Raw genomic sequence first — 14,477 nt, 5'->3', positions numbered from 1 at the left:
AGGATGGTAGCATGAATACACCAGAATGCACCAGATTGAACCATTAGTTAGCGCTGAGGTTAGAGTATGCTTATTTCAGAACCAATTGGGCACGAAACAGTGGATCGCATCAGCATTGATATTGAAGGACTTCGAGAGCCTTTAGAGGTTGTTGCTGCTGAGGAAGAACGAAATCTAACTCAGATGATTCGCTTTCTTTTGAAGGAAGGACTGGCAAAAATATCAGCACGTCCAGCCCGAAATTTCATATCTCTTAAGCCAGGTTGGATAGAAGAACTAAATACTGATGAACTTGCAACATTGGCAACAGAGATTATTTCTGAGCTAGCAAAACGTGCTCAAGCCCAAGAAACAAAAGAATCTTGATATAACTGTTCAAAGATTTTATTGCTCAGGCATCATTGCAAAATATTTCACCAGCCAAAGATCTAAAAATCCGCTTTTAGGTCGGAGAACTCTTATGAAATGAACTAATGCAGCCTTAGCCTGTCCCAAGCCAGGTTAGAAAATGCAGAGGGAGTCTATGAGAAAGCGATCGCTGTGTCCTGGAAAAACTAAGCGATCGCCTTCTCAATGTCCTTTACAGACTTACAACATATGATACCAAGACATACCCGGCATGGTACATCCCTTGCACCGAATCAGATTTTTAGTGCCGGATTTCGGGATGGGATGAATCACCGCGTTCCCCACGCAGAATTTCAAGATAACCTTCACTACCTTAAAGGCTACGCCGAAGGCTGTTGTTCTAGTCCAGCTAGCCCCACGCTGATAGCCTTCTGTCAAATGCCTAGCCTCGACTCTGCTCTGCAATCCATTCAACACTGGGAGCAAGACCGAGAACGATTTGGTTTTGGTACTGTTGCCCTCGGTTATCGCCATAGCTTGTGGATCGTGCTGGTTTCCAAAGACTTGCACGATATTGCTTTGCCCTTCTGATCACCTCTAAACAATCCCCAATAAGCGCGGATCGCGTAGAGCAGGCGGTTTTATGCGATCGCGTTTCTCTTCCATCTGGAACCCACCATTGTCGTGGGGCAATTCCTCATGCAAGTTTTTACCCTTGAGACGGTCGAACGCTGCCCTGTCTTCCAAGTCGCTACCCCTCAAGTTCTGGGAACCTCAATCGTTCTAAATCTTGAAGAGTTTCCAGAACTCAACTGGCTATCGGCTTACCTTACAACTCTCAACACCTTACAGAGTGAGTGCGATCGCTTATGTCATTCCATCCAAACCATTGCCGCAGAAGGCGACGTTTACCGCAACTGCTGGATTGAACCCTACACCAAAATCAAAAACGAAAAAAAATACACCTACTATCAACTGCGCCGACTTACAGGAGAACGCAAGAAATCCGGTCAACCCAAGGTGAAAACCAAACACCTTTCCCATCGAGCCGTGGGTGAAGTTCGAGCCGCGATCGCGCGAGGTGAACAAATCGCAGCGTTAGAGAAGCAACAGGAACAGATGAAAGTTCAACTTTCCAGGCTCAAGCAAATAGTTTGGGGAACAGACAGACGACTTGAGCGAATGGGTTTCCAAAACTTGATGACGAATCAATCAATCAATCAATTTATAAAAGGGTGTCTATGATGAGCAATAAAACACTTGAAATAAACTCAATCCCCATTCCACCGCAACTGGCAGGACGGCTCAAGCAAGCTTTGGGCAAATCAGGAACAGGGTTTGATGAGGGAGCATTCCTGCAACAACTGTATTACTGGACGCTCAACCCTGCAACAACAGGTTGGATGATCGACGGAACTAAATGGATCTACAACTCACTTAAGTCTTGGCAAGAACAGTTCCCCTGGATGAGTGAGTATGGGTTGAGGAAAGCGATCGCTAATCTGAAAAAGCTTGGATTGATTGAGACGGCACAACATTGGATTTCTTGCTGCAAGCGAGTGATGTTCTACCGAATCGATTACGAAAGATTGAATACATTTACAGAAGACTTTTGCGATCTGGTCGCACCTCGATTTGTGAACAGCGATCACATCGATGCGCGATCTGGTCGCATTGCAAATACAGAAACTTCTCCAGAAACTTCTTTCTCAGAACAACAAACGGATGTTGTTTCAGACATGAATGAAAATCTTGAAGATATGGATTTCCTGAAAACACAAAGTTGCAATCAAGCTTCTGAAGTAGAAGCCGGAACGCTCGGAGGAGATAACCTTTCTCGGGCTAGTTCTGGGAACGATTTTGCAATTCAAGATGCAGAGTTCCCAGAACTTATAGATGCAGTAGCTCAAGCGGTAGCGCATCCGGCAGGTTCCCCTTTACCGACTGCCCTCAAAAGGGCGATCGCGCAATTTCCTGATCGAGTACAAGCTGCAATTGATTATCTGAATCACCAACAGCAGAAACAGCAGATCAAAAATCCGGTTGGGTATCTTTATCAGGCGATCGTCAAGAACTGGAAATTGCAGATTGAGAAGAACTCAATTTTACCGAAGGGATTCAATGAGTGGTTTGATCAAATGAAACGCCAAGGATTGGTTGTAGCAGCGATGGTGATTGATGGAATTCATTACACTCTCCATTCTCAACTCGGCTGGATAACCACGACTCAACTGATACAGCAATACCCTTTGTAATTAAAAGGATGATTCTGCTGAAGTCTCTTCCTGATATTTTCTACAATGCATTCAGGACTAAAGAATAATTCAGCTTGTTCAGGCTCAAATAGTTTTTATGTATAAGGGAATAATTTTCTACCTAGCCTCTTATCATCCATCGCTTCCTTTCTCTCCTATCTTAATCAAACCAGCCGACTTCGTAAGGCTCGAAGATGGAGAAAAGCTTTCCAAAATCCATGTAGCTGTTCTGTGGGTAATTCCTGAATTAACTTAAATAGTCCAGTATATATATGTGTGTCAGCTAATTCTTGCCAAGTATCCGCCGTTCTGCTCATTAGATCAGCCGCATGTTTACTAGTTTCACAAGGTTTTCCTGGTTTGATGGAAAGTTTAAATATTATTTCTATCAACTGGGCGACTACATTCTCGTTAATATTGTTTTGTGCCTCTTCATCCAATGATCGCACGAGAGACAATAATTGATTTTCTAGATACGACCGTACTTCTTCATCACCAATGTAATTAATTTGATCGGATGCAATATCCAATGCTAAAAGTCCAAGATCACGGTTGAGCTTGAACCATGTAGTGATGCTGCTCCCTGCAACAACCTGTTTGAATGAGTCTCTCAAATCCTCATAAATAGGTAAATCCCCAACAACAGCATTAAGCCAGTTCCATTGAGTTAGATCAGTTGGATCACTTTCAAGATTTTGGATTGCCCCTGCAATAATTGCCTTTAAAGATGCCGATTCAAGATACTGAGCTAGTTCTGAGCCAAAGAACGGAGCTAAACAGTGTCCACGATCGCCCCCTAAAATTGACCTTAAACTATCCTGTGCTAGCATTGGGTCTCGGAAGAGCTGGGTATTAGGAACACGATGCTCGTCAACTGTTTTCAAAGCAAATGCTTGTATACACTCAATCACTCCAGTTTGGGTTAGTACTTCTGATGGCTTATCCTGTAACAAAGATGCAAGCCCATGAACGGCTATAACAATTCGGTCAAAACGATGGGGATGGAGTATGTCATTCCAAAACTTCACGTCTCGATTAAATCTATCTGGATTGACTTGGCTCTGAAGCATTACCCAAAGATTTTCAATAAACTCCTGAAGTTTTAAACCTGGAATATCTAGGAAATTTTGCAGTTTACTTGCATGTGCCCAGGTCATAGCTAATCTGACGGGGACAGACCATTCTTTAACATCAGGGCGGAAACTAAATGCATTATCTGTTAGTTGCAACAGCACACTAAGTAGATTGAAGTGAGGGATAGCTGTATCACTGTAAACTTCATTGAGTAAATGCTTCACTAATTCACTTTCTTCCTTTTGGGGAAAACACAAAGCCAAATCAATCAGATGAAACTTACATATGGGGGATGCCCAAGAGGCAGTGAGCTTCTTGAATAGAGACTGTCTGTCTTCAGGAGCTAACTTACCTAGCTCTTCTAGTATTACTAAGGGCAATTTAACAGGTAGACAAGCCAACCGTTCTAACGCTTCTTCAAGACCTTCTTCAGCAATTAGAGATTGAGCAGCTTGACTCAGACGAGCATGAAAAGCGTCACCACTGGTGATAGTTGTATCCATACGAAAATGTCTGAGTAATCCCTCAGCTGAGGGAGGCATTAACTCACTCATACTCAACTCATCAGTATGAGCAAGTTCTAATTCAAGCTTTTTATAGAAGAAAGCCGCAGATTGAGCTCGCCACGTTTTAGCCTGTTCAAAGCGCTCACGGGGTTCTTCGATAGTACTAATCTCAGCAATAAGCTTATCCAGCGTTTTATTATCACAATCTAACCAAAATCGGCGCGATCTCAGAACCTCTACTCCTGGAGATGAGTCATGATGTAACAATTGGAATAATGCATCGTCTATTCCTTGCACAATTGAGCCGTCATAACTTCTGATCTCCAGAACGTCTCTTGCAGAATTGTTCGTAGCGGGTTGAATTCTAAGTTCAATTTCAGGTTCCAGTGCAGTAATAGTAGCCTCTTTGCCATTTACTGCCGCTTCAGCAGCTTGCCAAAACTCTGCTGATGGCAAACTCAACCTATCAATTTTGATAGAAGGAATAGTTCTAATCCCAAGCCAATCCATCAGTTCTTGATCAGATTTTATTTCAGTGCAAAGGGAATCGGGAAGATCATAATAGAATTGCTGATGAATGTAACGGACAACTTGGTCTTGTAATTCATCCTCTTGATGGGCTTTGCTTTGTTCATAAAGCAAGAAGTGAATGGCTTTTGATGTAATATTTGCAGCATCTGGGTTAGCCTTAAATCGTCGGTCAGTCAATTGCCAGTCAAGCCAAGTAAAGTAATGCAGCCGAAGGCTCTGTTCCTCTAAGCTATTGCTGTTTTGCTCTCGCCATAGGTGGATGCCACTTATATATAAACTGCTGATATCCAGCCCAATCAGGTCAGTACCATTACCATTAGAATCATTAGTTGGCGTTAGGTGGCGGAATCCAAAAGTTCCCGTATAAAGATTAAGCAACATCCAGTTAGCGTAAGCAACAGCATCCTCATTGCTTACCAAAGTATCCAACCATCCAGCAATTATCGCGTCTTCAGTTGCACGGAGGCAGCTTAGTAGAAAGGTTATCTCACCCTGAGGATTTGGAGAATTGTCCGGTATAGGAGGTAGTTGCAATCTATGAGTGTCGATGAGACAAGAAGCAATATATTGCCTAAGAAGCGCCAGTGCCTCAGTTTCCTTAATAGAACCATCGATTATTGGTGCCTGTCTCAGCCAGTAGACAATTTCCTTACCACTAATTGGAATATAGCGGGTGTTGGCTTTACGGAGTTGCAATAGTTTATCGTAGTAATCATCTTGACTGAGCGCATTAACAGCAAGAAGCGCATCAAGTACTTCAACGATAGTGATAATTTGAGTGTGATGAGGATATTGATTGAAAAAGCGATCGTCAATCCAAATAACATCTATATCATTATCAAGTTGAGATTCGAATCTAAATAAATCAAATGCCGTTAGTAAATCGAGGTTATTCTCATTCTCATGTTCTAATTCCTGATTAGCTTTACTATCCGGCAGCGTAACTGTTTCATAAGTATGCTTCTCTAATCCATCCCGCACACGCTCTATTAGATCAGTTAACTCACTCACAAGTCTTGAACGCTGTTCGTTGCTACTTATAGCGAGCCGTGCCTCATCAAGGTAAGTATAGTCAACGGTGACTTGAAAATATTGACAGATTTTATTAAGTATTTTGGCTTCTGCTAGAACTGAAGCAGTGCCACCCATAAGATAAATTGGAACGTTTAGTTGAGGTAGTAAAGCTGAAGGTTCTGAATGTCCTTCACTTCCCAAACCCGTTAATGCTGATTGGTATTGGTTGTCTGTTATTACTTTGCTTTGCCTAAGTGCTTCTAACAAAGAACGGCAATTGATAACCTGTGCTTGATCTTCTGGTGATAAAGATATTGGTTGTAGCTCTTCCTCAGTAATCCATACCTGTAATGGTAGAAACTCAACTAGATAACCACCTTCAGTTTTTGCCTTTTCCAATAGAGCTATCCACTGTTGCCCTTTCTTTTCCACCAAATCACAGCTGAAGGAAATGGAAACCTCCATTCGCCGTGGTAGTTCTTTGAGAACATTTCTGTACAACAGTTCTAGCGTTTGTCGATATAGCTCTAACCGGGAAGGTTGATGCGAGTGTAGCATCTGAAGCTGGCGTGCTAGAGCTGGCTGAAATACAGCAGAAACTTTAAGGGGCTTGAAATGCTCTTCCAAAAGGTCAAGAATTTCTAAGTAATCAGCTAGTAGAAAAGCTGATATATCTAAATGCAATCGCCAGTGAGTGCAAGATAATCTAAACTCTTCTGACAAAGGATGCGCTTGCACCGGACGACCACCATGCCTTACGAGGATTGATGGTTGGCGGTGCGGATTTGGTGCCACAGCATTCTTTTGCAGGAGATCTCGGAAGAGATTTACAAGGGGGAATCTACCTGCTTCAGCAACCAAGTGAATGGGAAGTCCTCCACGGTCATATTTTGTATTCAGTTCGTTTGCATGTTCTGACCAACTGCGTTGTAGAGAAATAACTTCCCTGAGCGGAACTGCTTTAAAAGGTCCTTTATCTTCGAGGGCTAGAAGTTGAGCTTGATGTAGGAACTGACGAAATTCTGCATCATTTGCATCAAGCGATAACTTGAAGCCTATATCAATTACTTCTCCTAATATGTCTGGATCAACTGAAGCTTCCGTTGCCTTTTGCCAGATCTGACGAGCTAGCCTTAAGTCCTTAGGCTGAACTAATCTTGCGGCTTGTAAAAGATTGGCTGGTGGAACATCGTTCTTCTCTAATAAGTACCTGGCTGTAATTACCATTCCATGAGCATCTCCCTGCCGGAACTGAATTGCCAGTAGGGTTGCTAGATTATTTGCAGTTGGATAGTCTTTTGCCAAAGATTCCGCTTCATGTACTGCTGCTGTGATAGCACCAGTTTGAGCTAAGCACCAAACCTTGAGATGACGTAAGTAGTCAGGCAGAACACCATTCGGGAAAAGCTTTTGGTTTTCACTTAAAAGTTTCACACATCGACCTGGTCGTTTTGCCCTGTGAGAGCAATCTACTGCAAGGCTCAAAGCACGGGGTGTGCCAATTTTTTCAAGCAATACCTCAGATTGATCTGCAACGTAAAACCAGTCTTGAAGATAGGCTTTTAGATAACAGCACTCATACAAGAATTTGCCATCTTGAGTTTCCTCAAAGCAATTTTCCAGATGCTCAATCACTGCTTGCCAATCACCGGATTCTGTAGCAATTTCTCGTAAAACTGCTGTTCTTAAGAGACGACGTGCTTGCGGATCAGATACAGCTTCAATTTCCTGAAGCGCTTCTTCAAGTCTCTCAACTGCTATGAGAGCTTGAATATACCAAAAGAGCCAGTAATTAAGATCACCGTGCTGTGCAAACTTCTCTCTTGTTCGATTTAGAAGGTCTAAGGCAGCTTCAGAATTATCATCATTAAGGTAGAGCCAGAGCAGAACAGTAATACGTTCAATCGCATCTCTATCATTGGTAGATATCTTAAGGGATTTATCTAAAGTTCTTTGACTGACCGCAGTGTCAATTTCGTAGTTTCGTGCGATCGCCCAAACAATTGTCTTTGTATTAGCTGAATTCTCTTCAAGCAGACGTAGGCAAAATGCTTGCGCTTCATCTTGTCGATCCGGATCATTAGCCAAACAAGCAAGCTGCCAGATTTTCCAGTACTGCCGTAAATCTTCTGCTCTCTCCGATTCTGAAGCAAGTCTGGCAAACGCAGCTTCAGCCTTTCGTAGACGAGCTAAACTGTCGTCATCATGCTTGATAAATGCTTTATCAACAGGTTCAGGAAGAGGGAACCTACCCTTTTGCAAGGCAGCAGGAGATAAAGCACTATGGTATTTAATGACTGCCTCTGTTTCACGTACCGTTTCCCACTCGGAATTGGCAGAAACAGCTTCTTGAATCTTCTGTTGTGCTTCGAGTATATTGCCTTCAATTAGAAGGGCTAATGCATGTAGACGATGAGTTTCGGCGTTAGGTTGAATATTATTGGGAATTGTCTGAATTGTTGCGATCGCTTCATTAGCCCGACTAATCTCTATCAGCAGAGCAAGCTTTAAGTTGAAGAGACTAATATCGTTAAAATTACTAAGTTCTGCTAATGCAGCCTGTACACCTTGAGTGCGAGAGCAAATCAGAGTTCGGATGAAGATTGTATCCGCTTTAGGATCTAACTGAGTAGCTTGCTCAAGCAGATTACTCGCTTCAATGGCATCGTCATCCAATACAATCGCGTAGCCTGCCAACATCTTAAGAATCTTTGCTTGGACTGGTCTCTCAAATATCTTCCAATTTTCCGAATCGCGTAGTTCTCTAGTTCCACTATGAGCACTCCGCACCAGTCCTTCACGTTCAAGTTCACAAATCTCTTCCAATTTATTGGCATTGATGTCTTCGGAAATCCCTGAGGATAAGCGCTCTAACTCAGAATTAGAAATAGCTAACTGAAGTTCTAAATGCCGTAAGCTGTTTTGGTTTTGAGAAGTATGAATGTGAATTCCACCGTTATAGGCTACTCCACCTGACTGAACGACTGTCTGATATCCTTGAGCATAATCAGAGCCATATTGAACCATTTGCTCAGCCTGACGAGGCTTCGGTTCAAATCCCTGTTTTGATTCGTAATTGAATTTAGCTAAGATTTCAAATGCAAAAGCACTAGCATGACGTGCAGCGATCTCTTGATAGCCCTCCGTGTCTGCTTGAGTTTTGTTATAAATCAGGTCAGAAATGCCACGAATTATCAGTGCGAACACTTGTTGATTGGCACGAGCTGCATCGAGAAAGCCAAATCCTTCCATCTCAACCGCGATCGCATCTCCATAATTGGAGCGCAAAAATTCAAAAATTTCCGACTCGATCGCAGCGATTACTTTTTCACCAGCCGCAATTGGCGCGACATAAACTTTTGGCACAGGAGAAGGAACGGACGACAATCTCTGTAGCCAATCTGATTTTCTAGCTTCGGCTCTGGCTCGTTGTTCCAGACTATAAGCACTTAGCCCAACTTCTGGTCTAGGTCTGAACGTTCCTTCTGTCTTACCAGATTCGTATCCGTAAACTTTTGTTGAGGCAACGACATCGCCCAGTACAACATCCTTAATGCCTCCAGCTACTCCGACGAAAAGGATAACATTTGGGTTGAAGTAGGAGATCGCCCTCTCCGCCTCAAACGCTGTACCTGAATTACCTGCGCCAATTTCAACAATCCCAACTTCCCAAAGTCGCCCCCCAGAAACGAACTGCCCCCGCTCGTAGATTGTCCCCTGAGGATGCATTTCCTCTTGAAGACTTATAAGATAGGCACGAACAGCCAAATATTCAACAGGCAGAGCAGTTAGTATCACCGCACGAGGCATGGGCTAATCCTTCAAGTAACCTGAATACCCACTATTTTGGCTATTTCACCTAACAATTGCCCACAGTTTAGAGAATTTGTTTGGTTTGCTGATGAATGACTTCTCATCAGCCACAATAAAGGTAGGTTTGAGTAGGAGCCAGCCATGAGCGATAAAAACCAAATTCTTGAAATCTTTTTTAAGGAATATGACAAGCTGAAGTCTGAGCAGGCTCAACGAATTGGCTTCCGGGACAACTTGCTCTACGTAACGTTGGGCTTGTTTGCCACGATCATCTCGTTTGCGGTTTCTAATGCTGCCAACTACTATGCCTTACTGGTGGTTCCTTGGGTATGCCTGATTCTAGGCTGGACTTACGTGGTCAACGATGAGAAGATTTCGGCGATCTGCAGATACATTCGCTACAAACTGGTTGACAAGGTCAAGGAGTATACGGGCTACGATGACCTGGAAACTCTGTTTGGGTGGGAAATTGCTCATCGGGATGACAAGCACCGCAAGCGCCGTAAAATTCAACAGCTAATTGTAGATGAAATTACATTTGTCGCTTCAGGAATGATTGCTCTGGGAGCATTCTGGTTTCTGGTTCCCAATCCACCGATTGGAGTAACGATTTTGTCCTGGGTGGAGCTGTTACTGCTTGTTGTATTGGGAGTTGAAACGTTGATTTATTCTGACTTAGAAAAGGGGCGTTGATGTTTCATCTGAGTAGATCAGAGACAACTGCCACAATCAATCTATAAGTTTTTCCTGCTGTGGCATCTGTAAAATTCAACGGGAGTTCCATCCGGTAAAGGAGCAAGAGAACATCTACATAGGCATTCAGATGCCGCCCCAACCGAATCCAGACGCTTCACGCCCCAGACTGAATAGTTTCTCTAGATCCTCAGCGTCATCCAGTTCAGGCAGGGCTTTAGCTTAAATCATCATCGGCTCCTGAACGCTTAATGCTCATTGTCGCTGAAAAATTTGAGTATGGCACTACGGGCGATCGCAGTCAAAACAGCCAGCCCCATAAACTGTCCAAAAGCACTTGGACTACCGTCCGAAATGCCTCTCCGATACAATCAATAAGCTGGGAATGGAAGGGCAATGGGTAACGATCTGTCAAAGCTAGGCTATGAAGAGTTTCTCGGTGAGCTAAAAGAGCGAATTCGCAATGCTCAGGTGAGGGCAGCTCTGGCAGTAAACCGGGAACTCATTCTGCTCTATTGGCAGATTGGACAGGAAATTTTGCAGCGACAGCAGCAGCAGGGATGGGGAGCCAAAGTCATTAATCGACTAGCAACTGACCTGCGTAAAGCATTCCCAGATATTAAAGGGTTTTCTGCCCGCAACTTGCTTTACATGAGAGCATTCGCAGGGGCTTACCCAGATATAGAAATTGTGCAACAGGTTGTTGCACTAATTCCCTGGGGGCACAATGTCCGGATTTTGGACGCAGTAAAAACCCCGAAAGAACGAATTTGGTATATCCAGCAAACCATTGAGTATGGCTGGAGCCGCAACGTCTTGATTCATCAAATGGATAGTCAGCTTTACCGTCGTCAGGGCAGCGCGATTACCAATTTTAGCCGAGTTCTTCCTGATCCTCAATCCGAACTAGCGCAGCAGGTCATTAAAAATCCGTACTCGTTCGACTTCCTAAGTTTAGGTAAGCAAGCTCTAGAGCGAGAGCTAGAAACAGCTCTCATTCAGCACATTCGGGAGTTTTTGCTGGAGTTAGGGGTGGGGTTTTCCTTTGTCGGCAGTCAATATCCCTTGGTTGTAGACGGGAAAGAATACAGAATCGATCTGCTCTTTTATCATTTCCGCCTGCATTGTTTCGTCGTTATTGATCTAAAGGTTGTCGAATTTGAGCCAGAATTTTCCGGGAAGATGAACTTTTACGTTTCAGTGGTAGATGACTTGTTGCGAGGTACTGACGATAAACCGACGATCGGGATTATCCTCTGCCGGACTAAGAGTAAGACCGTTGCTGAGTATGCCTTGCGAGACGTTCATAAACCAATCGGCATCTCCACCTACCACATGGGCACACCATTACCAGAAGAGTTACAGATGAGTTTACCGACGATTGCAGATCTAGAGGAAGAAATGGAGGCGATCGCTGCCGAAGTTGAGCAGTCTCTAATATCTCAGGAGATAGAACAGCTTTCCCTATTTGCTGACCCCGCCACCCCTGATGAAGAATAAAGTGTTTTGCAAGTTTCCTTCGGAGCGGATATGCCAACCTGGTTACGAAGAGTCGCTTTCCCAAAGCGTTAAATCTCCATAGAAAATGAGCTGATCCATTTGCTGCACAACCTGTCTTGCAAGCCTACAATTCTGAATTAGAATACCCATCTCGATGTTTAGTGACATGGCATATGCTGTCAAGTTGGCGCTGGAGATAAAGAGCTGTTGGTAATCGCAAACAGCACACTTGGCATGCAGAGAACCATACCGCCCATGCTCATCCACAGGACGTTTTTCCTTTGGCCAGACATAGATCTGAAACCGTTCTAAGATCTCCCTGCCAAAGGTCGTTGCCATCCCAAAAGAAATTTTACCGTCGCTGGCTTCAGGGGTTTCAGCGATGATGCGAACTTTAACCCCACGATCAAGCGCAGCAATGAGTGCTTGAACAATCTCAGGAATGTTATAGATGGCAAAACTGACAATCAGGAGATCTTGCTGTGCGGCGCGAATCAGTTGTAACAAAGCTTGATCGGTGCGTCGTAGAGGAAGTGCGTCTGGATTCGGTCCAGTCCAAACCAGTTCAGCCGTTAGCTCCTGTTGGAGTCTATCTTGGCAATGTGCGGCAGTTGCCAAGGCGGTCGCGATCGCGTTGCCATCTAAGAGAGTCGCCTCGGTCTGCCACACATCAATCAAGTCATTGGTCAACTGTCGCCATGAGGCTCTCGGCAGTAAGGGCAGAAGCTTGTGCTTTAGTGTGGATGACCCACTAAAACTGACAGTCATGAGCACTCGCAGCAGGGAGTCCAGGGTGGAGGCTGGCACTTCCTGAGCGACCCGGCGTAACTGTTCCAGCAGTTTGGCAGAGAGGGTAGCCATAGGTCAAACTACCGACTGAAAGAAGGCGAGAGACTCTAATTCGGTCTTCACCGTTGGGACCAGGAGCGTCCGATCGAGGTATTTGTTGCCCCGTTCGCAGGATGTTTCTGGGCTGAAGAGGCAGGCATGGCAGGCAGCCCAATGTAAGGAGTTCAGGGATTGGAGCGGGCTATGCTCTGCACACAGAGGGTCAGAGGCACATAAGCGCATCTGCTCTAAAGCTTGACCAATATGACGACCGAGTGTTGTTGGTTCTCCTAAACTCACTAAGCCACCCAAGGTGCCTTCACTATCGGGTGCCGCTGTATAGAGCAGAATGCCTGCCATGGGTCCGTTATCCTCATCCGGGGACTTGGAGTAAATGCGCTCTCTTAAACTAGCGGCGCTATAACCACATTCAATGGCTAACTGTCGCATTAAGGCATGAGCGAACGAATGTAGTAGAAAGTAGCGAACGCCAGGGTAATTGGCATCAGGATCAAGCGATCGCGCTGTGCGCCAACGCCGATGCGCTTCAACGCTCTGTTTTTTGTAGGCTTTCAGTTGTGGCAAGTTCTCCCACTGCGAGATCGCTGGTTCGCTGAACTGAATAAAGAGACCTTCGCCGCGCACTTCAGTTGCTGGCACCCACTTTGGCTCCTGGCGGCTCAGGGGTGCCCAGCAGTCCTCCGGCAACTCGCCAGTTTCCGTAAAGTCACCAGGCGATTCAATCCGGGTAAAACCGACTAAGGCGCGGACTTCCCGCAGGCGTTCGACCAGCACGACTTGGCTGAAATAAGCCTCATAGCCTTTGGGCGCGGCCACAGACGAAAGCCAAAAATCAGCCGAATTGAGACTGGTATCTGCCTTAGAGAAAACCTGCCATTCGGGCGTTTTGATGTCTTTAGCTTCATCCTCCATGTTGTCCGCTGTCGCTGATCGCCACTGCTGTATCTGTGCCCAGAGTTCGGCGTCGGTATACTTCGCAAACTCTTTCAGTTGCCCAATCAGCCGGAAAGCAGCCAGCACTTCTAGACTGACGGCTTTTTCTAGTACCGTCCAGTGTTTCTCCACCAGTTGAGCCAGCCGATCAACCGTCGTGGGGATGGAGAGGACAGAGAGGGTAATTGGAAACCAGCTATTGGAAGCTCCTAAGGAAATGCCTACCATTTGCTGGTCGCAACCCCCGTCAGCAAAATGCCGCAGATGCACATGACGACCGCGACATTGAGGCAGATATTTTTTACCCAACTCTCCAAAGGCATCCGACATACGACGATTAGCCCCACAGCCATCGCATTTGACCTCAATATCAGCCGCCGAGCCGGAGACACCATACTCATACAACCGCAAGGTGCCCTTTTGACAATCGACACCGCGATGGACAAAGTAACGCCAGGGAAAATCATCCAGATGCCCATGTCGGCAAGCCACCAGAAAACGGGCAGGGATGACGGTGGGTGGATATTTCCCTTTGGGGCAGTTGGTGTGAATGTAGCGGTTTTGATCGGAGCGAAAGCGATCGGTCTTGAGGTCGAAGAGTCCAGATTGGAGCGGAGCCAGGAGACGGCAACTGGGACAGAGCATCCAGGTCGGGAACGGTGAAACTGGGATGCCTACACGCTGGCTCTCGTCTAAGAGCGGCGACAGGCTATCGGCTTCTGGTGGCACGGGCGGGGACAGTAACCGCTTGACCGTATAGCTGAGAGATCGCCGCACGACTGCCAATAAGCGTTCTTCTCCCAGTTCAGCCGCATGGGTCAGATCCCAATCATCCAGTCCCATCACCATCGTGGAGAGGTTCGGCAAATCAATCACGGCACCAATGCCAGCCGAAAATAGAATTTGGCTGGGACGGAGTTCCCCAACTTTGCTGCGGGGTTGTGCTTGTGCCATGGAATCC

At 45.4% G+C, this 14,477-nt stretch carries 10 protein-coding genes; 7 read left to right on the top strand and 3 right to left on the bottom strand.

Features of this window, described 5'->3' with window-relative positions:
- Window positions 1-66 precede the first annotated feature (66 nt).
- The 4 genes from JOY44_RS26080 to JOY44_RS26065 all read left to right on the top strand — a co-directional run bounded on the left by JOY44_RS26080 (window position 67) and on the right by JOY44_RS26065 (window position 2,603).
- Window positions 67-366 (top strand): hypothetical protein, encoded by a 300-nt coding sequence (locus tag JOY44_RS26080; RefSeq protein WP_171576474.1) that lies wholly within the window; start codon window positions 67-69, stop codon window positions 364-366.
- A 231-nt stretch (window positions 367-597) separates the two neighbouring features.
- The gene (locus JOY44_RS26075; RefSeq protein ID WP_171576473.1) at window positions 598-939 is read left to right on the top strand and encodes a hypothetical protein; all 342 of its coding nucleotides are present in this window, start codon (window positions 598-600) and stop codon (window positions 937-939) included.
- 108 nt (window positions 940-1,047) lie between these two features.
- Entirely contained in the window at window positions 1,048-1,593 is a 546-nt protein-coding gene (locus JOY44_RS26070; protein ID WP_171576472.1) for a hypothetical protein, read from the top strand.
- Window positions 1,590-2,603 carry a hypothetical protein gene (locus tag JOY44_RS26065; RefSeq protein ID WP_171576471.1) on the top strand — a complete coding sequence of 338 codons (1,014 nt, stop codon included), beginning with the start codon at window positions 1,590-1,592 and terminating at the stop codon, window positions 2,601-2,603. Before JOY44_RS26070 ends, JOY44_RS26065 begins: the two co-directional genes overlap by 4 nt.
- Before the next feature lie 164 nt (window positions 2,604-2,767).
- Here the strand turns inward: JOY44_RS26065 and JOY44_RS26060 are convergent, their stop codons facing one another.
- Window positions 2,768-9,538: a hypothetical protein gene (locus tag JOY44_RS26060; protein ID WP_171576470.1), complete on the bottom strand. Its 6,771-nt coding sequence runs from the start codon at window positions 9,536-9,538 to the stop codon at window positions 2,768-2,770.
- A 144-nt stretch (window positions 9,539-9,682) separates the two neighbouring features.
- Here JOY44_RS26060 and JOY44_RS26055 point away from each other — a divergent pair, with 144 nt between their 5' ends.
- The 3 genes from JOY44_RS26055 (at window position 9,683) to JOY44_RS26045 (ending at window position 11,734) form a co-directional block, all read left to right on the top strand.
- Window positions 9,683-10,234 carry a hypothetical protein gene (locus JOY44_RS26055; protein ID WP_171576469.1) on the top strand — a complete coding sequence of 184 codons (552 nt, stop codon included), beginning with the start codon at window positions 9,683-9,685 and terminating at the stop codon, window positions 10,232-10,234.
- Between the two features lie 251 nt (window positions 10,235-10,485).
- Entirely contained in the window at window positions 10,486-10,638 is a 153-nt protein-coding gene (locus JOY44_RS26050; protein ID WP_171576468.1) for a hypothetical protein, read from the top strand.
- On the top strand, window positions 10,631-11,734 hold the full coding sequence (locus JOY44_RS26045; RefSeq protein WP_171576467.1) for a PDDEXK nuclease domain-containing protein: 1,104 nt from the start codon (window positions 10,631-10,633) through the stop codon (window positions 11,732-11,734). Before JOY44_RS26050 ends, JOY44_RS26045 begins: the two co-directional genes overlap by 8 nt.
- 42 nt (window positions 11,735-11,776) lie before the next feature.
- On the opposite strand, the gene drmC is transcribed toward JOY44_RS26045, so the two are convergent.
- A complete protein-coding gene (drmC, locus tag JOY44_RS26040; RefSeq protein ID WP_171576466.1) occupies window positions 11,777-12,595 on the bottom strand; it encodes a DISARM system phospholipase D-like protein DrmC in 819 nt (272 codons plus the stop codon).
- A 3-nt stretch (window positions 12,596-12,598) separates the two neighbouring features.
- Window positions 12,599-14,470, bottom strand: a complete 1,872-nt coding sequence (gene drmB, locus JOY44_RS26035; protein WP_171576465.1) for a DUF1998 domain-containing protein — start codon at window positions 14,468-14,470, stop codon at window positions 12,599-12,601.
- Between the last annotated feature and the right edge of the window lie 7 nt (window positions 14,471-14,477).

Origin of the sequence: Leptolyngbya sp. Cla-17 (assembly GCF_016807185.1) — a bacterium.
Classification (GTDB): domain Bacteria; phylum Cyanobacteriota; class Cyanobacteriia; order Leptolyngbyales; family Leptolyngbyaceae; genus ULC077BIN1.
This window is presented reverse-complemented; position numbering and strand designations above follow the sequence as displayed.